The following is a 20,245-nucleotide window of genomic DNA, read 5'->3' as shown; positions in this document are numbered from 1 at the left end:
AACTTTTTCTCTATCACTTTTAGAATAGCTTCTCCACTTTCCTCTACCACTTAGCATTGGACTACCATGTAGTTCAACTGATAAAGGATCAGCGGGGTCAAATCTAGCAGCAATTTTATCAAGCTGATCAGAAATCCAATAGCCTTGACGTTCAAATATACACAATCCAGCCAGTACAAAATATTGCTGGTTTAGGTCATGGGTAGTGCCTGACTCATCTGCATACAGCAAGTACATGGCTATTATGTATCCTTAGACAATAAAAATCAGTCAAGGGTAGACCTAGCTACCGCGATCCGAAAAAGTCAGACCTCTTGACTGCTATCTACATTATAGCAACTCAATCTAGTTTTGGTGTCGTGAGAAGAATATTAGGGAAATTGCTCAAAAACTTAATTATGTAAGGTTTTGTTACTCAACCCAATCTTGTATATTAGAGGTCTTTTTGCATATTTTTAAGATTTTCTAAGTCTTGTTGATGAATATTATGTTGTCTCTCAGTTAGCCATACATAAAAATCTTGAATTATTTGATAATATTCATTAGCTAAATCTACAAGTGAAAAACTGTCTCCGAGATTTTCTAAATATGGTTTTGAGTCCCCCCATTTCTTCCACTTTAGTAGCTCCTTAGTATCAATCTGCATAGTGAATTTCATATCCTCTCCAAAAGCAATCTGTAAATCAGGTATTGGTAAAGTGTAATGTTGAGTGTAGTTACGTAAATTTTGTATAAACTTTTGCACAGGATGATTTGCTAAATCTGCTTGAAGCTTATTTTGATACTCTTGATTAAATTCATGATCTGCCGGATATAATCTATTAACAATTACTCTTGTATGATCTACTAATGATTTTGCAGATGAAAGGAAGTTATGAAATAACCTCGAACTTTCATCAATTAAAGCCTCTATATTTTCTCTTTTATCGTAAGAATACTTAACTAAAGCCTCATTTGGTGTTTTGAGATGCTCTAGATATTCTTGGAGTTCATTAAAGTTTCCGTTGAAAACACGAAAGCTCGCTTTCAAAGCTAGTAAGTTCTTATAAATTTCCATTTCTGGTGAATTTTGAAAATCTTCAAAACGGTTAGCGAATTCAGTTTTAGTCATATAGTCTGTCATATTTTTATCCTGGATTCAGATTTGACTGAAAAATAAATAAAATAACACATTCTCACTTATTTGTGTGAAACCCAATCAAAATCAATACCAAAAAAGACATTACATTGAACAGGTACTTGACTATTTTTACGAATGTAATTACGATGTAAACACTACCCTATCCCCAAATCACATACAATGGGCAAAGCTGTTAGAACCCAAATCGTCAAAATCGGAGATTCGCAAGGTGTTTTGATTCCTAAAACACTGTTAGAACAAAGTAGTATTACTTCAGAAGTAGAAATAGAAGTTCAAGGAAATAATCTGATTATTCGCACACTTAAACAAGTAAGAAAAGGTTGGGAACAAGCATTTATGGAAATTGCGGAAAATAAAAATGAAATAGCCTCAAACATATATTAAGATGGATTCTTACTAGGAATAGCAATTTATGCTGTAAGAATTTTCTCTAAATCTTCAGGACTAATGAATTTAATACTATAAACCCGAATTTCTCACAAGACTGGAAAAATAAGGGTCATAAACTGCCAAGATGTATATTGTCAAAGGATTCTAGCAGTTTGAAGCATGACCCCCAATAAAAACGATTGTATACCGGAACAGTTCATATTTGAACAAGAGAATTCATGTCCAGTTGTAGTAAATTTCAAGGGTGAGCCTGTAATATCTGATGCCGGGTTAACATTAATTGCGGAACTGGACAGAAAAAGAGAAATAACATCGCGGCTGGCAAGATGTTTCAAAGATTACCGACAGCCAAATAAAATTTTACATCCAGTTCATAGCTTAATTGCACAAAGAATATATGGCTTAATCATGGGCTATGAAGATATAAATGACCATGAAAATCTACGTCACGATCCGATATTTGCGCTCTGTGTGGGAAAAGTGGTGAATTCGTCACAAGAATCAATGACATTGGCGGGAAAAAGTACTTTAAATCGTCTGGAACATTGCCCAGAAAATGTATCTACAAGGTGGGATAGTCGATATCATCGTATTGAACATGATGCGTCAGCCATAGAAACACTCTTGGTTGAGCTATTTCTAGAATCTTATCAAAAACCACCAAGACAGATAATTTTGGATTTAGATGTTACTGATGATTTGGTACATGGTAATCAAGAAGAAACATTCTTCAATCCTTATTATAGAGGATATTGTTATGCTCCACTTTACATTTTCTGTGGTAAACATTTACTCGCAGCAAAACTTCGTGCATCTAATGTAGAACCAGCAGAAGGGGGAATAGAAGAATTACAACGAGTTATAAAAATAATCCGCTCACGATGGCAGAACGTAAAAATTATTATTCGAGGAGATAGCGCTTATTCCAGAGAAGAGATTATGGCATGGTGTGAATCTCAAACTGGAATTGACTATGTATTTGGACTCGCACCGAATAATCGTCTAATCCAGCTATCTCAATCAATAAAGTATCGTGCATCCCAAGAATTCGCGGCAAAGATTCAACCCATAGTCAAGTTTTTTGAAACCTTGTTTCCCTCATCACCAGATTTAAAAACCGACGCAGCAGCATTGGTTGATAACTCAATTTGGTATTGTTCTCTTGACTATCAAACTCTAGATAGTTGGAGTCGTAATCGTCGTGTTGTTGCCAAAGTTGAGTATAGCTATGAAGAAGTCGATACTCGCTTTGTAGTGACTTCACTCCCGATTAATAAAATTCCTCCTGGACGACTTTATACTCAAAAATATTGCCCACGAGGCAACATGGAGAATTGCTTAAAAGAACAAAAATTAGGGCTAAAAAGTGATAGAACTAGTACCCATACATTTGCCGGAAATCAATTACGTTTGTGGTTAGCATCTATTGCTTATGTCTTGATGAATGCTCTGCGAGAGCAATGTTTAGCAAAAACAGAACTGAAAAATGCAACTGTTGAGACTATCCGTACACAGTTACTGAAGCTAGGAGTCTGTTATTACTATTAGTAAACGACGGGTTTTAATCGCAATTAGTAATGCTTGTCCTTATCAGGAGCTTTTTGCCACGGTTTATCAGTGTTTATCTCGAATACCAAGTCAATCGTTAATTATGACATCATATAATTCGTAATTCATCGCTATTTCTAATTTTTAATAAGTGATTTTTTTGGGGTTATTTTACTTGATTTAACTCATGAATTAGTATGTCAATTTTTATTATTAACAGTTTTCGGCTTCAGTATTAATCACTTCTAATGTATTTGATATATCCTTATATACTTCGGTTTTTACTTTGAGATACTTATCTCTGGAGGTATTTTGATAATGTATCAATTAAATTGTCGTCAATTTGGTTAACCTAAGCGTTTTTATCTCACTTGTGAGAAATCCGGGTTTAGTCTTCTTCTAACCATTCACGATTTTTTTTAGACATAACTGATCCTTGCCCTGCATTTCTACCTTGATCGCGTGTACAAAAATATTCATTACCATATGCAATGTGGAAAGCAATAGCATCACCATCAGCCCATTCTGCAAAGGCTTTTATCATTGCTTTTTCTTCAGACTCAGGAACATTTTTAAGCGCATTTGTCCAATGTTCTGTTCCTCTTTTATATTTTTCCCCTATTTCTTTTAAATAGAAACTTCCGCACCGATTTTTATCTATTTTATGTATTATCTCTGAAACTTTGTCTTCATATTCATGTATGTTGGTTTCTGTCAACTGTACAAACCACTCCCTTTGTAAATCAGGGTTTCTGAACCAACCTATTCTTGTACATGGTAAAATCTTAAATCCTAACTGTAAAGCATCATTTAAATCTGACTCCAAATATTGATTATTACCGGGATGAGAGGTAGTATCTGGATTCATACTAATTGAAAGTCTTCTACTATTATTCTGAATAGATTCTTTACTAGAAAAATTTGGACTAAACTCTTTAAAAAATTGAAGTCGATTTTTCTTATTGATTGCATCTAAAGTAAAAATGGTTTCAGCTAAGAAACCCTTTGCATATCCGTTTCTAATAGATGAATTTATTCTTTTAAAACTAAGGACAGACTCTTCATTGGGATATTTATCTGGATTAACCACTTTTGGAAAAACATTTGAGTCAAATGTAATAGTAACTAAATTCATAATGTATAAATTTTAATACTTTTTGATAAGCTCATATATAATAAACACATTCAAAAATAACAGCCATAGTAAAAATACTTAATTGCAGTATTCGCACAGTAGATAAGACCCGCTTAGTAAAATTTCTAGGTCAAATTACCATAGAAGAACAAAAAGCAGTTTTGGATATATTAGCGGAAATGTTCGCAGAATAAATAACCTTCTCTTCTCTTCCTCCTCTTCCTCCTCTTCCTCCTCTTCCTTCGTGTCCTTCGCGCCTTCGTGGTTCATTTTTCCCCTTCTCACCATAAAACAAAAGACGCAGAAAACGCCTCTCTTGCGCCTCTGCGTCTCTGCGTGAAAAAAACTCTTAAACCATCTCAGAAGTCTGCACAGTAGGCTGAGGCTGAGGCTGGAACATAAACAGCGAATAAACCACATCACGGCGGATATTCACCATCATATCCAAGAACAACTCATAACCCTCACTCTTATACTCAATCAGCGGATCTTTTTGACCATAACCACGCAAACCAACCGAATCCCGCAAAGCATCCATTTGTTGCAGATGTTCCCGCCACAAAGTATCTATGCGTTGGAGAATAAAGAACCGTTCTGCTTGACGCATCAAACCCGGTTGAATTTGGTCAATTTGCGCCTCCTTCATATCATAGGCAATACGCGCTTGTTCATGGAGGAAAGCTTTAATTTCGCCCATTCCCATATCTTCTAATTGGTTAGGCTGCATATCAGCCAACAGGTAAACAAACTCCTTCACCTTCTCCACCAATTTTTCTAATTCCCATTCTTCCGAAGGTAAATCAGGGTTGATGTAATAATCAACGATGTCATCCATCGTTTTTTCGGCGTATTTAATTACCTGTTCCTTCAAATCTTGACCTTCCAACACCCGACGACGTTCGGCGTAAATAGCACGACGTTGGTTATTCATTACCTCGTCATACTCAAACACCTGTTTACGGATGTCGTAGTAATAGGTTTCAACCTTTTTCTGTGCGCCTTCCAAACTGCGAGTTAACATACCTGATTCAATAGGCATATCTTCCTCTACTTGGAAAGCATTCATTAAGCCGGCAACGCGATCGCCCCCAAAGATCCTTAATAGGTTATCCTCTAAACTGAGGAAGAATCTTGTCGTTCCTGGATCACCTTGTCTACCAGCCCTTCCGCGCAACTGGTTATCAATCCGGCGTGACTCATGGCGTTCTGTACCAATAACGTGCAAACCGCCTCTACTCACCACATCATCATGTTCAGTGCTGGTGAATACTTCATACTCATGCTTAATGCGTTGGTAAGCTTCCCGCAATTTTTGAATCACAGGATCATCTATTGGTGCTTTCTCCGCAGCTATAGCCACCTTATCTTCCGCTTCCAATTCTGGTAAACTGCGCTCACCATACTCCTTCACCGCCACTTCTACAGCTTCTTTTAAAAGCTGTTCTGTCTCCTTAGATAACTGAGTGGGGAAAATTTCTGGGGAAGCCCGCCAAGTTTTCACCTTTTTACCAGGCGCAAAACCTTGACCACTACCATGACCCATAGGTAGTCCAGAAGCCCTTTGCATACCGAAACTATCTTCATCTTCTGGGCTGACAATACGGGGCATAAAGTATTCCCGTAACTTCAACCGCGCCATATATTCGGAGTTACCACCGAGGATGATATCTGTACCTCTTCCCGCCATGTTCGTGGCGATAGTTACAGCCCCTCTCCGTCCGGCTTGGGCGACGATTTCCGCTTCCCGTTCCACGTTTTCTGGTCTAGCGTTGAGTAACTCGTGGGGAATTTCCATTTCCTTGAGGAGTCGGCTGAGAAGTTCAGATTTTTCAACGCTGGTGGTTCCCACTAACACAGGTCTACCATTTTCGTGCATTTGGGCGCATTCTTGAGCGATCGCTCTCCACTTACCCGGTTCCGTCTTAAACACCATATCAGACAGGTCTTCCCGTCTTCTGATGCGGTTAGTAGGAATAATCGCAACTTCCAGTTTGTAAATCTTTTCAAACTCCACTTCTTCCGTTTTTGCAGTTCCCGTCATTCCCCCCAACTTGGGATACAGCAAAAACAGGTTTTGATAAGTAATCGTCGCCAAAGTTTGGGTTTCTGGCTGAATTTCTACGTGTTCCTTCGCTTCAATTGCTTGGTGCAATCCATCACTCCAACGTCGTCCCGGCAGCACCCGACCTGTAAATTCATCGACAATCACAACTTCATCATTGCGGACAATATAATTTACATCTTTAAGGAACAATTCCTTAGCCTTAATCGCATTAAACATAAAATGCGCCCAAGGATCTTCCGGGTCAAATAAATCTGTCACACCCAAAAGATTTTCAGCTTCCGCAAAACCTTCATCACTTAAGAGAACGTTACGCGCCTTTTCATCTACTTCGTAATGTTCATCTTTTTTCAGCGTAAAAGCAATTTCTGCCGCTTGCAGGTATTTTTCTGTCGGTCTTTCCACCTGTCCAGAAATAATCAGCGGTGTCCGCGCCTCATCCACTAAAATCGAGTCTACCTCGTCAATAACGCAATAATTAAACGGCGGTTGTACCACATCAGCCATTGATGTCGCCATATTATCCCGCAAATAGTCAAAACCTACTTCGCTATTGGTGACATAGGTAATATCGCACTGATAGTTTTTTTGGCGTTCACTGGGAGTCATAGTGGACTGAATTAGCCCTACACTTAATCCCAAGAACCGGTGTACCTGCCCCATCCATTCCGCGTCCCGACGTGCCAGGTAATCATTGACGGTAATGACATGGACACCTTTACCAGTTAAGGCATTTAAATAACTCGGTAAGGTAGCCACCAAAGTTTTACCTTCACCGGTTTTCATTTCGGCGATTTGTCCGCTATGCAGAATCACACCACCTAATAGTTGCACATCAAAGTGGCGCAACCCTAATACTCTCCGTCCTGCTTCCCGGACAACAGCAAAAGCTTCAGGCAATATATCATCAAGTGTTTCGCCTTGGGCAAGCCGTTGTTTAAACTCAACAGTTTTGCCTTTTAACTCTTCATCAGAGAGTGGCTGAATTTCTTCCTCTAAGAGGTTAATTTCTGTAATGTAAGGTTGGTATTTTTTAAGCTTACGAGCGTTGGGATCGCCCAACAATAGTTTTAGCATGGCAGTTTATGGAACTAAATCAAGGGGGATGAGAATTAAAGGTTTAGCGAATAGCTATATGATTATAGACAGTTAACTCAATCCCGCCATTTTGCTTTTGAATGGCGTGGAAATGAGAATTTACTCAAAAACCTAATAAAAACAGGTCAATCACCTTGATAGGATGATTGGTTTCAACCTATATTTTATATTTAAAGCCTCTTCATAGTATCATTTTGCCCCCAGATGGTGCAGGGGGCAGGAGGCAGGGGGCAGGGAGCAGGGAGCAGGGGGAATGGAAAAAGAACCAATCAAAAGTCATGAAGACCTAGAAGTATACAAAATAGCATTTGATGTCGCCATGAAAATATTTGAACTGTCAAAGAAGTTTCCTATAGAGGAAAGATATTCATTGACTGACCAAATCCGTAGATCATCACGCTCTGTTTGTACTAATTTAGCCGAGGCATGGAGAAAGCGTCGTTATGAAGCGGCTTTTATCGCTAAACTGAATGATTGTGAAGCTGAAGCAGCAGAAACTCAGACCTGGCTTAAGTTTGCTGTGAAATGTGGTTATTTAGATGTTGACACAGGCAGAGAAATTTATGGAGTGTACAACCGAGTTTTAGGGATTCTAGTAACTATAGTTAACAATCCATATCCTTGGCTCATAAAACGCTAATTTCTAATCTCCCTGCCCCCTGCTCCCTGCTCCCTTACCTCTTTTGACCTGCTTCCTACTCCCACTCGGTCGTCAGGTTACGGAAATTATACTTACTAGCACCGGGATGACAACTTACACAACTGTTAACTTGCAAAGGATTTGGTAATTTGACATCAGGATGCAAAGCTTGAAAATAACGTGATCTATTGAAGCGATAAGGTGTTGCTTCGTCTTCGAGTTGCACACGGGAAAAAGTTGACAAGTATTTCCACACCAAAATCCGCTGCGGATCTACTAAGGGCTGAATCTGTACCCCATAGTGCTGGGAATCTTCAATCAGATTTTTCCACGTTTGGGTAGGAAAAACTGCCGGTGGGATGCCAATGTGACAACTGGCGCAGTTTTCTAAATATAGTTCTTGCCCTAGTTGGTATTGTGCAGGTACTACATCAACAGTGCCAATAGAGGAAGCGGGGTTAGCTGCTTGGGTGCTGGTAGCTAAACCTAGTATGAATCCTATGGCTATACTCCAAGCGAAAATCACCGCCATGACGATGAGGAGTTGGCGTTTGAGTCGGCGTTTGGGAGATTTGGACTTTACTAAATTTGACATAAACCTCACACTTACAGGATGTTACACTCTTTGCTAATCATAGGACTTAGAGACTGGCAAATAAAAAAAGGCAGGGGGCAGGGGGCAGGGGGAATGGAAAAAGTCGTTTTGATTTGGTGAAATTGGATAATTTATTTTGTGGAGTTCTCCTATAATCTTCAAGTTCCGAGTTTTGAGTAGAAAGTTCCGAGTTTTGAGTAGAAAGTTTCGAGTTTTGAGCAGGAAGTTCCGAGTTCTGAGTAGAAAGTTCCGAGTTTTGAGTAGAAAGTTTCGAGTTCTGAGCAGGAAATTCCAAGTTTTGAGTAGGAAGTTTCGAGTTCTGAGCAGGAAGTTTCAAGTTATAAACTACAAAATCAGGGATTACTGGACTGAGCAAAATGGTCAAGGAGTTCTCTGTGTAGGAAGCGATAACGCCCACCAACACGTAACAACAAACGCCGCTCGACGCAGTAGTTGAGGAATTGAGCAAGATTCCAAGGGATAGTGCCACTTTGCCAAAGGATGAAGCGTAGGCAAAGGTGCTTTATGACGGGTAAGTAAATTGAACAAGCTAGAAAGCCTAGAACAGTATTAATAATTTGATAGTATATGGGTTGTATTTGGAAAGATAGGAAGGAAAAGTAAAAAATATAGAAAAGTAAAAGTATAGAAATAAAAAAGACAGATTTAAAAGCTTCTTCTAATCCTTGATTTGGAGTATATGATGTTTCTATTTTTTCTGAGAATAAAATAGAAATTAGACTTATTGTTCCAAATAATATAATAAATATTATAGTAATTGGGAAAAACGTGATAGTAATAAAAATTTTAAGCCAACAGAACCCTTCTTGATCAAGGATTTTTATCTTTTGAATAGTCGGTAAAAATATGAAATTATCATCAGGATATCTTGATAATTCTAATATGTCATACAAAATCATCAACAAGATAGACATAATATTAAAGGGAAGAATTGCCATTAATTTAGGTAATACTAGTGCTAGTGTTAATGAAGGTTGAAACACTTGCATTTTCAAATCTTTTAGTGAAGGTATTCTTAGCCTAAATCTGTAAGATAGATCGATATTATGCAAAATAGGTACATATTTTTTAAGCTCTATTGGTATTTCCTTTTTGAATAAAAAACAAAAAAAATAGACAAGTGGGTATATTATTAATAGAGTGCCATCAGCTTTAGGCTCAGTGGAAATAATGAATCCAAAAAACAGTCCGAATACTAATACACTGTTAGGAATAAATGACCATGAAAATGGATATTCTGATATAACTAATGGCAGGATCATAACTGTAGCAATAGTTCCAGAAATTAATATATTCACCATGAAAAGTAACAGCCAATATTGCCATTGACGTAGTTTTTTATTCAGATATTTAGGCTGCATTTTCTCGATCAAAAATTCTGTTTGATGATTCTCTTTCAATACTTGTGCTATCCAAGTTAAACTGCCACTGGTTTGTCGCTTACCTACTTCATCTTCTACTGTTTTGTATGCCCATTTACTTAGTTCCTTCTCTTTGCGGCGATCTTGTTCACGGGTATCTATGGACAACTGACGATCAATATACTTTTCTAACAAGTCTGCTTTACTGCTAATAGGTTTTTGTGGATCATACACATCAACAACCAGCTTAACGAACAATGGCACACGCAACAAACCTGGTTCACCCTCTGGAGTAGGTTCTAAAAGCTTTCTGAAATCAACATTTTTCTTAATCACTGACCATAATTCTGAGCGATTCAGGCTATGTAGATAATTTTGAATTTGTATATCTGATAAAGGCTGAAGACACACTGCACCTCTCAAGGTTTTAAGTTTCAGGTTTACCGCTTCAAATTCTTTGAGACGACAGCAGACGACAACATGAGGATAATTCTGGGCAAATTCCTGAAGTTTGATGGTGCATTTTTTCTGTCTTTCTAGTCCCAGTTCATCTAACCCATCTAGCAGGGGTAATAAAACCTGTTGTTCTAACCAGCGTTCATAAATTTTATATTTGCGGTTTCCCCCATGTAGTTCATAAAGTTGTTCAATTAGCCATTGCTCAATACTTTGGTTGTCATCGCGCCAAGTGGAAAGCTCAAATAAGACGGGAATTACAGTTTGAGGATTTTTGAGCGCACCACAAATTAACTGCTCTGCTAAACTTAACAATGCTGTGGTTTTACCGGCTCCCGGCGCTCCTAAAATCAGCAGTTTTCCTGCAATATCATCTCTTCCATAAGTCTCAATCAGCAGTTTATTAGCATCAAGATTTCCGTAATCTTGGCCATTAATCTGCAAAGTGCGATTTACCCAAGATAGTTGTTCTGCAAAAGATACATTTATAGAAATGCGTTTCTGTCCCAAGGTATCAGTCAAGCGTTGACGGATATCAGGTAACTGCTTTTTTTCTAGTAATAACTTTCCCCAATCCCAATCAACCTTTTGCGGTTCTGATTTGCCAAACAACCGCAGGATAGTGTTATTGATGGTGACTTGGTTATCTTTGCTATTTTGAAAACTAACTGCATCTCGTCCTGCTTGAGTCTGCTGAACTTCACTATTTGCAAGTGAGCTATTACCAATATCCTGATTTTGCCCCATTCCCATACCCATAAAGAACTCCACTAGCCGTCTTAATTACCAGTGGAGAAATCTGTTTATATTGTGTCGTAAATTTAACTCAATGTCCCTACATTCCAATCAATTTGGCTGCTACTCCTAACCAAGGTGCGATCGCTCCAAAAACTTCCTGTCCTGTTTTCCACAGGCTCTTTCCGGCTTCTGTGGTGTCTTTCATGGTTTTGAGCGTCTCATTAACCGGTTTCAGATACTGCCCCACCATGTCTTTGTTCACACCTTCTTTAGCTGCTTCGCGCTTGGCAGGTCGCAAATAGTCCAGCAGTTCATCTTTCTCATCTTGAGTCAGTGTTGCGGCTTTTACGGCTATTTCCAGAAGTTCTAATTGCTTAACTACATCTGTATTGGTGATTTCCTGCTGTGTTTCCAGTTTTCCTGATTGACTTTGCTGGAAATCACGCCCTGCTTGTCCTTGTTGAATCACACCGCCAGTCGCTGTTACACCACTCATGCTTTGAGATTGGCTTGGTGGTTCCGGTTGCTTTTTACCAAACATGGATTTTTCCTGGTGAAAGACTTTTTTTATATTTTGCGACAATACATTTTAAGGAATGGGGAGCGATCGCAATAACCGATCTACTATAGTCCTAGAATTCCTGCCACCTCTAGGAATCAGGCGATGAGACATAACGTGAGGAGCGAGAAACTTCACATCATCGGGAATAGCATAATCTCGCCCTAACATAAAAGCTCGTGCTTGACTGGCTTTTTGTAATGCCACAGTCCCACGAGGACTAACGCCGAGAGTGATTTCTTCATCTTCTCTAGTTGCTCGCACCAATTCTAAAATATATTGCTGCAACGATATTTCTACTTTTACTTGCGAACAAAGTTGCCGTAACTGAGCTATTTCTGCCAAAGTAATACAAGGCTGCAAATCAGCTACCTGAATCCCATTTTGCAGATTTTGTAACATTTCCAATTCATCTGACTCGGAAGGATAGCCCAAGCTTAGGGACAGCATAAACCGATCCATCTGTGCTTCGGGCAGAGGAAAAGTACCTTGATACTCAATAGGGTTTTGGGTAGCAATGACAAAAAATGGTTGAGGAACTGCACGGGAAACACCATCAACTGTTACCTGATTTTCTTCCATCACTTCCAGCAAGGCTGACTGGGTGCGGGGGGTAGCACGGTTAATTTCGTCGGCTAACAGCACATTGGCAAATATTGGCCCAGGGAGAAAACTAAATTCGCCGCTTTTAGGATTCCAAATATTCGTGCCGGTGATGTCAGTTGGTAATAAATCGGGGGTACACTGTAATCTTTGAAATTTACCATCTACAGACCGGGCTAAAGATTTGGCGAGCAGGGTTTTACCAACCCCAGGAACATCTTCTAGCAAGGCATGGCCACCACTGAGTAAAGCAATTATCACTAAGTCTATTGCTTCATTTTTACCAACGATGGTACGAGCTAGGTTTTGTGTTAAAACGTCAATTTTATCTCTCATGCACTGGGGTTGGGGAGGTGGGTAGATGGGGAGGATAAGGGAGATGATGAGGATTGGGAGATTAATCACCTTACCAATCACCTATTATCAATTACCCATCAATATATACTTCCCAATTAATTTTGCAAATTCAGCATTGTGTACTCAAAATTTCTCTGGCTACAGTACAGTCAAGTTGGATTTGAGTTTTTAGGGCTTCTAGGGCAGGAAATTTTTGTTCGGGACGCAAAAATTTTACTAGCTGTACTACCAAGTTTTTTCCATATAAATCACCGAACCAATCCAACAAGTGTACTTCTACTGAGGAATGAGTACCGTTGACAGTGGGGCGATTGCCGATATTCATTACACCTAAGTTCTGAGTGGGAAGATTTTCTGGCGTTTCGTTGAGGATGATCACCCGCACTGCATAAACTCCCTGAAGGGGTAAAAATTTATCTTTTGGTAGTTGCAGGTTGGCGGTGGGAAAGCCAATGGTTCTACCCAAATGTTGACCTGGTATGACTACACCTGTGAGGGTATAAGGTCTTCCTAGTAAGCGGTTGGCTCGTTGAATATTGCCTGCTTCTAAAGTTTGGCGAATTAATGAAGTGCTAATGCGACCATCTTCAATTGGCTCGGTGTTGAGACAACTGCTATTTTTGAGCAAGTTTCCTGTATCAGTTTGTAGGGGAACAATGGTTACAGGTATATTGTACTGGGCAGCGAGTATTTGCAAATCTTGGGCAGTACCCATGCGCTTTTTCCCAAAACAGAAATCCTGCCCAACGCTGATTTTTTGACATTGTAGTTGTTGGACAAGGATTTTGGCGACGAAATCTTGGGGTGATAGGGCAGATAGTTCTTTGTCGAAGGGTAACAGTACTAATTGTTCTACTCCAAGCGATCGCAATTGTTGAACTTTTTCATCGAGTGGTGTCAACAAAGCACGGGGTTGACCTGTAAAAAACTCCTGGGGATGAGGATCAAAGGTGACTACTGTTGAATATGTATGTCTTGGGGATGATGGTAAAGTTGATGATTGACTAGGATGAATAGGTGCGCCTTCTGGTATTTTTTCCCCATCTCCTCGCCCATCTTCACCCCTTGCTGACTGCAAAACTGGTTGAATTACCTTTTGATGACCAATATGAACACCATCAAATTTACCAAGAGCGATCGCAGTCGGTGTTCGAGCCAATTCGGTCGAAGAAGCAACCCACACAGAACACCCATTTTGAGACAAATTTAGCACGTGGATTCTGGGATTTTAGGTTTATTTTTAGCTATCAGCGCTTGGCGACCTCTCAGTTGCTTCTATTTTTGCTGTAGGACGTTTACCTATCCTCAGCAGCTTGAGAGGCTTCTAGAGGCTTATTTGGCCTGCTGGTGAAGCCAAAAAGCTGATCTACCAGTAATTGCCACTTCACCAATAGGCAGGCTATGGCGCTGTTAGCTCTCTGATCACCAATCTAATCTAAAATCTACAAATGACGGAAGAAAGGCAGAGAACAGAGGATAGGAGGCAAAAATGTTAAGAATAAATTTTTTGCTGAATTGTTTTTACAGAAAGACCTAATTTTTTGGCGAATTCATTAGGCTTATAAATAATACACCTATAGATATTTGTCAATAAGTGTACAGACTTGTTTATTTAATTATCAATGAGAGACTTACTCACTTGCTCAGAGGAAAGGATTCTGATACAGGATCTAAAACGGGAATTGGCAGTACTAATCCTTCCTTGGCCATGATTGCGCCAGAAAATTTTTCAGATGCTTGTTTGCCTACATCATCTAAAAAATCGTCGTTGTGGGCTGGATCATGGTGGTAAATAACTAGGGTTTTGACGTTGGCAGCTTGTGCCATTTTGACTGCTTCTTGCCAAGTGGAATGTCCCCAGCCAATTCTGGGTGATTTTGAAGAATAGTATTCTTCGTCAGTGTAGGTGGAATCGTAAATTAAGATGTCGGCATCCCGTGATAGCCAGAGGATATTTTCATCTAATTTATCAGGAAAATGTTCTGTATCTGTGATGTAAACAGCGGCTCCACCTCGCCAGTTCACTCTATATCCTACGGCTTCACCGGGATGGTTTAACGGTGCAGTTTCTATGATAATGTCGTCGATGTAAATTGGTTTGCCGGCTTTAATGTTGTGAAATTCCAGATTAGCCTGCATAATCTGCAATGGAACGGGGAAGTTGGGATGAAGCATTTGATCATTGAGCCGTTGCTCAATGGTTGATCCATCAGGTGCGATCGCTCCATAGATATGAAACTTATTACCTTTGATAAAGGCTGGGGTAAAGAAAGGAAACCCCTGCATATGATCCCAATGGGAGTGGGTGAAGAATATATGACCTTCTACTGGCATTTGGGGCAATAAAGATTGTCCCAAAACGTGTACTCCCGTACCACAATCAAAAACTAAGTTTTTACCACCCACTTGCATCGCAACGCAAGGAGTGTTACCGCCATAACGGACGGTATTTGACCCTGGACAGGGGATGCTGCCCCTAACTCCCCAAAATTGAACTGTAAATTGATTCTCTATCCTAGACATGGGTGTTGGTTGCTGGACTGAGCTGGCGATCAATCAAAAAAATGCTTTTTATTTTTTCAGTTTATGCTGTCTGACTAACCTTGGGTATCACAATTCTACTAGTAAAAATGTATACCTTAATAAATTTTTATTGTAATAATATATATTACAACTCTCGATGAGCATAATTTATGTGTATTGAGTTATCCCAGTATATCTCCTAAATTCGCAACTTCAGATGTACGGCAGTAAATTTAATGAATGCTAAATTTTGAGCAGACTCTGAAAAATTTACGGAAATTTAAATTCCCATGTAGATAGTTTATCCAGTCCATTAGCATACGTAAGATTGTATTGCAATGGAGTAATACTAATGTAGTTATTACGGACAACATTGACATCAATGGGAATGTCTGGGGATAAATTTAACCCAGCAGGTGGTTCGACATCCTCTAAAACCTCACCAGTTAACCAGTAATAGGTTTTGCCACGAGGATCAACTCGTTTGTCAAAAACATCAACATAGCGACGTACTCCCTGACGAGTGAGCGTGACACCAGCAATTTCTTCCCAGGATATGGGAGGAATATTGACGTTAAGTAACATGAGGTCTGGTAAAGGTGCTGCTGCTATCTGCTCAACTAAGAGTTTGGCAAAGTTGGCAGCTGGGTGAAAGTCTTTGTGAGTATGACTGGTAAGACTCAGCGCAATACTAGGAATGCCTTCTATCATACCTTCCATAGCTGCTGAAACAGTGCCTGAATACAGAATTTCGGTTCCTAAATTGGCACCTTGGTTGATTCCAGATAACACCAGGTCAGGAGGAGAATCTAGCAAAGCCCACAATGCTAATTTTACACAATCGGAAGGTGTCCCATCACAAGCCCAAGCTTTGACGGCGGGATGAAAAACAGATTCAACTATTTCGGCACGAATTGGTTGATGTAAGGTTAATCCGTGTCCTGTAGCCGATCGCTCTCTATCTGGACAAACTACGGTAACGTTATGGCCAGCTTGTGCTAAACAGTTGGCTAAGGTGCGTATACCCAAGGCGGAAACGCCGTCATCGTTGCTAATTAGTAATTTCATGCGTCATTGGTCATTGGTTCTTGGGTAATTGGTGATTAGTCATTAATAATGAGTTAAATGTCTATTGTCAGTGTTTTTGGTCACAAGAGAGAATATAAAATTTCTGTTATGGGAGATCTAGAATTAGGCTCTATTGTTTTATATCCATGCTAGTACAAAGAGGCAGGAGTCTCCGCTAAAAACTAGGGCAGTGGAAATAATGCCATATAATCATGGTCGTTTACGCCCTCTGTCGGCTGCTGGGGACTATAAACTATAGACTAATCACAAATGACTAATAACTAATGACTAGCAATTTAGAGGAACAACTTTTAGCATTGCGACAAGAGGGAGAAAGTGCGATCGCATCTGCTGATACCCTGGAACGCCTAGAGGAACTTAGAGTTAACTATTTGGGCAAAAAAGGTCAACTGGGGGCGCTGTTACGCAGTATGGGACAGATGAGTGCAGAGGAACGTCCCAAAATTGGTGCGATCGCTAATACAGTTAAAGAAGCCATTCAAAACAGTCTTGACCAGCAACGCACTGCTTTAGAATCTGCTCAAATTCAGGCACAGCTAGAGGCTGAAACTTTAGATGTAACAATGCCGGGTATTTACCGCCCCCAAGGTCGCATACATCCCCTCAACGGCATCATTGATCAGGCGCTGGATATCTTCGTCGGTATGGGTTACACCGTCGCCCAAGGGTCAGAGATGGAAACAGATTACTACAATTTTGAAGCCCTGAATACCCCACCTGACCATCCAGCCCGTGATATGCAGGATACTTTCTACTTACCAGATGGTAATTTACTGCGGACTCATACCTCATCGGTGCAAATTCGCTACATGGAAAAAGAAGAACCACCGTTTCGGATTGTAGCCCCAGGACGAGTTTACCGAAGAGATGATGTAGATGCGACCCACTCCGCAGTTTTTCATCAAATTGAACTTTTAGCGATCGATGAAGGAATGACTTTTACAGACCTCAAAGGCACTGTAAAGATGTTTTTACAAGCAATGTTTGGCGATTTACCAATTCGCTTTCGCGCTAGTTATTTCCCCTTTACCGAACCTTCTGCTGAGGTAGATTTGCAGTGGAATGGCCGCTGGTTAGAGGTCATGGGTTGCGGCATGGTTGACCCCAATGTACTGAAATCTGTAGGTTATGACCCAGAAGTTTATAGTGGTTTTGCCGCCGGTTTTGGTGTAGAACGTTTTGCAATGGTTTTACATCAAATTGACGATATTCGCCGTTTGTATAATAGCGATTTGCGCTTTTTGCAGCAGTTTTAACTAATTGTCAGTGGTCAGTAGTCACTAGGAGAATCACTGAAAAACTGACTAATGACTACTGACTCATTTTTACAATAAACACAAATTTCATAATTATCAATTATTCAAAGAGGATTTATTAATCTTGAGTAAACCTTTAACTATTTATATGGATTCCTGTTGTTTCTGCCGTCTTTTAGATGATACTGTACAGTATCGAGTGCGTTTAGAAACTGAAGCGGTAGTTTCAATTCTAGAATATTGCGATCGCGGCAATTTAGTTTTAGTCAATAGTGATGCTTTAGAGTTTGAGCTTCAGAAAATTCCTGATTCTGATAATCGTGATCAGATTTTAGCTTTTTTAGGTGCAGCGAATATTTTTGTTGAGTCGAATGAAAATATTGAATCTAGAGCAGAGACTTTATGCAAACTAGGCTTTACTTTCTATGATTCATTGCACTTAGCATTTGCAGAAGCGGCAGAAGTAAAATTTTTTTAACGACAGATGACCGACTGTTAAGAAAAGCGAAGAGTTATATTAATGAGGTTAAAATAAATGTAGCGAATCCCGTAAATTGGTTAATGGAAAATCAAGATTTAATTCAGGAGTTTTAAAAATGAAAGCTAGTGAAATTTCGAGAAGAGGCTACCAAGCACTAATCCAAGAATTAGGTTATGGTGGTGCTGCCAGATTTTTACTAAGATTTGAATCTGGTTCGGGAGATTATACAAAAGATCGTCATCAATGGCTAGATCAATTAACCATGGATGACTTTCGTAATTATATTCAACAAAAACGCAAACAGAAATAATTGACATTAAGAGCTAAATCTCTGAGCTATAGCTGCTATCTAATACGATATTAGTGGTTTTAGCAATGCCTTTTCGATGGTTTTGTTGAAAATATTTTTTTAGGTAATCATTGAGCAATTAATAATCTTTGTACCCCACAATCAAAAATCCACATATCTTAGTTAATTTTACTGATGATTTTCAGCGGCGACTACGAAACTTATTTAAAAAATACCGTAAAATACGCGCTGATATTTAGCCAATAAGTGAACAATTGCCAGCAGGTATTTTTGTAGGTTATCGACTTATTGATCAGATTGAATCACCTACAAATATAATTTTACTCCTAATCTAAACTTGAACAAACAGATGTTACAGTAGAGGAAATTAATTCATTTATAGAAGAGTTTCAAAAAGATAATCATCAATACTGATATTAAAAACTATTTTCTACAATTATCACAATGGCCACAACGCAAATTTTCAGCTTCTTTACTAAAACCAAAAGCATTTAACAAAAACTGCCAACGACACTTTTTAGTATTCAGATATTCACTCATTTGTTTTGCCGCTTGTAACTGCATTTGTGGCTGACTTCCTGACTTTGCAGAAATCGCATAATTAAAAGGATCAAGCCATTGTAATTGTCCACTACTATGAAGTAAAGAAAGCGCAGTTGCACCATCAGGAAATTGTCGCATTACAGCAGTTACTTCTCCCTGTTGCGGTAACTTTTTCGCTAATTGTTGGGCTTTTTGTTGTTGCTTCAACATTTGTTCTTGAAAAAATTGCTGTCTTTGTTTATCTTCAGCATCTAAAAATCCCGTCGGTTCACTGATTAAAGTTAATGCTTCTGCTGGTTTTCCATCTCTACCTCCACGTCCTATTTCTTGCACATATTCAGATAATAAATGTGGTGCATGAAAATGAATAACCCAGCGCACATCACTCTTATTAATACCCATTCCAAAGGCACAGGTACACACCACAAATGGTATTTTTCCACCTAACCAACTTGCTTCTACCGCACGTCTTTCTGTTGCACCCAATCCTGCATGATAACTAGCAGTTTTATATCCCATCTCTGTTAACCACTGGGCTAAATTCTCGCTATCTTTCCGAGTGCGGACATAAATTAAACCAGCCTGATTTGGTCGATTTTGAATAAACTTTAATAATTGTTGTTTTCTTCCCTTTGGTGTCCAAGCAATACGCACAGTGAGATGTAAATTATTCCGATAAGGATTAAGTCTATAACTATCAGGTTGTTGTAGTTGTAAAACTGTAGAAATAATCTTTTGGGCTGAAGGATCAGCAGTTGCGGTAAAAGCTGCTAAACTAATTTTAGTTCCTGGTGGTTTTGATTTTAATAACGCTGGACGGACTGCACCTAAACGCCGATAAGCAGGACGAAATGTATCACCCCACTGTACTAAACAATGAGCTTCATCAAGGATAATTCCATTAATTTGTAATTGGGGATGAGATAATTTTTCCCAGACTGGGGGACTCAATAAAGTTTCTGGTGATAAATATAATAATCTTAATTGTTGTTTTTCTAAAGCGTGCAATGTTGCACGACGTTGGGATGTAGATAATTCACTATGTAAAAGTGCAGCTTTTTGATTTTGCTGTTTGAGTTCTTCTACTTGGTTTTCCATTAGTGCTACCAAGGGAGAAACTACTAAAGTTAATCCAGTTTTTAGCAGTGCAGGAAGTTGAAAGCAAATTGACTTTCCACCTCCTGTAGGCATAATTATTAAAGCATCTTTTTGTGATAATAAACTATTGACAATTTCTCCCTGTGGTGGACGAAAATCATCATAACCCCAGATTTGTTTTAATGCTGTTTTGACTTCATTTAATGAGGATGTGATAGGTTGATTCATAGATAAATTTAAG

17 protein-coding genes and 1 pseudogene are annotated in these 20,245 nt (G+C 39.2%); 6 read left to right on the top strand and 12 right to left on the bottom strand.

The window, feature by feature from the left end:
* Together ACSQ6I_RS12745 and ACSQ6I_RS12740 are read right to left on the bottom strand one after the other, a co-directional pair.
* The coding region (locus ACSQ6I_RS12745; protein ID WP_438890684.1) for a DUF3800 domain-containing protein at positions 1-237 on the bottom strand (237 nt) is incomplete at its 3' end.
* Positions 238-433: 196 nt separating this feature from the next.
* Positions 434-1,111, bottom strand: a complete 678-nt coding sequence (locus ACSQ6I_RS12740) for a hypothetical protein (RefSeq protein WP_438890683.1) — start codon at positions 1,109-1,111, stop codon at positions 434-436.
* Between the two features lie 189 nt (positions 1,112-1,300).
* Between ACSQ6I_RS12740 and ACSQ6I_RS12735 the strand changes: the two genes are divergently transcribed.
* Both ACSQ6I_RS12735 and ACSQ6I_RS12730 read left to right on the top strand, forming a co-directional pair.
* Positions 1,301-1,525 carry an AbrB/MazE/SpoVT family DNA-binding domain-containing protein gene (locus ACSQ6I_RS12735; RefSeq protein ID WP_438890682.1) on the top strand — a complete coding sequence of 75 codons (225 nt, stop codon included), beginning with the start codon at positions 1,301-1,303 and terminating at the stop codon, positions 1,523-1,525.
* 165 nt (positions 1,526-1,690) lie between these two features.
* Positions 1,691-3,203 (top strand): annotated as a pseudogene (locus tag ACSQ6I_RS12730) (IS1380 family transposase).
* 264 nt (positions 3,204-3,467) lie between these two features.
* Here ACSQ6I_RS12730 and ACSQ6I_RS12725 read toward each other — a convergent pair.
* Both ACSQ6I_RS12725 and secA read right to left on the bottom strand, forming a co-directional pair.
* Positions 3,468-4,214 carry a hypothetical protein gene (locus tag ACSQ6I_RS12725; RefSeq protein WP_438890681.1) on the bottom strand — a complete coding sequence of 249 codons (747 nt, stop codon included), beginning with the start codon at positions 4,212-4,214 and terminating at the stop codon, positions 3,468-3,470.
* A 349-nt stretch (positions 4,215-4,563) separates the two neighbouring features.
* Positions 4,564-7,353, bottom strand: a complete 2,790-nt coding sequence (gene secA / locus ACSQ6I_RS12720) for a preprotein translocase subunit SecA (RefSeq protein WP_438890680.1) — start codon at positions 7,351-7,353, stop codon at positions 4,564-4,566.
* A gap of 274 nt (positions 7,354-7,627) precedes the next feature.
* Here secA and ACSQ6I_RS12715 point away from each other — a divergent pair, with 274 nt between their 5' ends.
* Positions 7,628-8,014, top strand: a complete 387-nt coding sequence (locus ACSQ6I_RS12715; RefSeq protein WP_438890679.1) for a four helix bundle protein — start codon at positions 7,628-7,630, stop codon at positions 8,012-8,014.
* Positions 8,015-8,069: 55 nt separating this feature from the next.
* Here ACSQ6I_RS12715 and ACSQ6I_RS12710 read toward each other — a convergent pair whose 3' ends face one another.
* From ACSQ6I_RS12710 to surE, 7 genes are all read right to left on the bottom strand, one after another.
* Complete coding sequence (locus ACSQ6I_RS12710; RefSeq protein WP_438890678.1) at positions 8,070-8,609, bottom strand: cytochrome C; 540 nt, start codon at positions 8,607-8,609, stop codon at positions 8,070-8,072.
* A gap of 353 nt (positions 8,610-8,962) precedes the next feature.
* On the bottom strand, positions 8,963-11,206 hold the full coding sequence (locus tag ACSQ6I_RS12705; protein WP_438890677.1) for an NACHT domain-containing protein: 2,244 nt from the start codon (positions 11,204-11,206) through the stop codon (positions 8,963-8,965).
* A 76-nt stretch (positions 11,207-11,282) separates the two neighbouring features.
* Positions 11,283-11,726: a hypothetical protein gene (locus ACSQ6I_RS12700; RefSeq protein WP_438890676.1), complete on the bottom strand. Its 444-nt coding sequence runs from the start codon at positions 11,724-11,726 to the stop codon at positions 11,283-11,285.
* Positions 11,727-11,774: 48 nt separating this feature from the next.
* On the bottom strand, positions 11,775-12,683 hold the full coding sequence (locus ACSQ6I_RS12695) for an AAA family ATPase (RefSeq protein ID WP_438890675.1): 909 nt from the start codon (positions 12,681-12,683) through the stop codon (positions 11,775-11,777).
* A gap of 130 nt (positions 12,684-12,813) precedes the next feature.
* Positions 12,814-13,917 (bottom strand): bifunctional riboflavin kinase/FAD synthetase, encoded by a 1,104-nt coding sequence (locus tag ACSQ6I_RS12690; protein WP_438890674.1) that lies wholly within the window; start codon positions 13,915-13,917, stop codon positions 12,814-12,816.
* Positions 13,918-14,339: 422 nt separating this feature from the next.
* Positions 14,340-15,227 (bottom strand): MBL fold metallo-hydrolase, encoded by an 888-nt coding sequence (locus ACSQ6I_RS12685; RefSeq protein ID WP_438890673.1) that lies wholly within the window; start codon positions 15,225-15,227, stop codon positions 14,340-14,342.
* 270 nt (positions 15,228-15,497) lie between these two features.
* Positions 15,498-16,295 carry a 5'/3'-nucleotidase SurE gene (gene surE, locus ACSQ6I_RS12680; protein ID WP_438890672.1) on the bottom strand — a complete coding sequence of 266 codons (798 nt, stop codon included), beginning with the start codon at positions 16,293-16,295 and terminating at the stop codon, positions 15,498-15,500.
* 284 nt (positions 16,296-16,579) lie between these two features.
* Here surE and pheS point away from each other — a divergent pair, with 284 nt between their 5' ends.
* The 3 genes from pheS to ACSQ6I_RS12665 all read left to right on the top strand — a co-directional run bounded on the left by pheS (position 16,580) and on the right by ACSQ6I_RS12665 (position 18,363).
* Positions 16,580-17,572, top strand: coding sequence for a phenylalanine--tRNA ligase subunit alpha (gene pheS, locus ACSQ6I_RS12675; protein ID WP_015217066.1), 993 nt, complete (start codon positions 16,580-16,582; stop codon positions 17,570-17,572).
* A 148-nt stretch (positions 17,573-17,720) separates the two neighbouring features.
* Positions 17,721-18,050: a hypothetical protein gene (locus ACSQ6I_RS12670; protein ID WP_438890671.1), complete on the top strand. Its 330-nt coding sequence runs from the start codon at positions 17,721-17,723 to the stop codon at positions 18,048-18,050.
* Between the two features lie 118 nt (positions 18,051-18,168).
* Positions 18,169-18,363, top strand: a complete 195-nt coding sequence (locus tag ACSQ6I_RS12665; protein ID WP_438890670.1) for a hypothetical protein — start codon at positions 18,169-18,171, stop codon at positions 18,361-18,363.
* Between the two features lie 423 nt (positions 18,364-18,786).
* Here ACSQ6I_RS12665 and ACSQ6I_RS12660 read toward each other — a convergent pair whose 3' ends face one another.
* A complete protein-coding gene (locus ACSQ6I_RS12660) occupies positions 18,787-20,232 on the bottom strand; it encodes a RecQ family ATP-dependent DNA helicase (RefSeq protein ID WP_438890669.1) in 1,446 nt (481 codons plus the stop codon).
* Between the last annotated feature and the right edge of the window lie 13 nt (positions 20,233-20,245).

The sequence above is a fragment of the Anabaena sp. WFMT genome, from assembly GCF_051781005.1.
Classification (GTDB): domain Bacteria; phylum Cyanobacteriota; class Cyanobacteriia; order Cyanobacteriales; family Nostocaceae; genus Anabaena.
The sequence above is the reverse complement of the archived record's forward strand: the minus strand, read 5'-3'. Positions and strand labels throughout refer to the sequence as shown.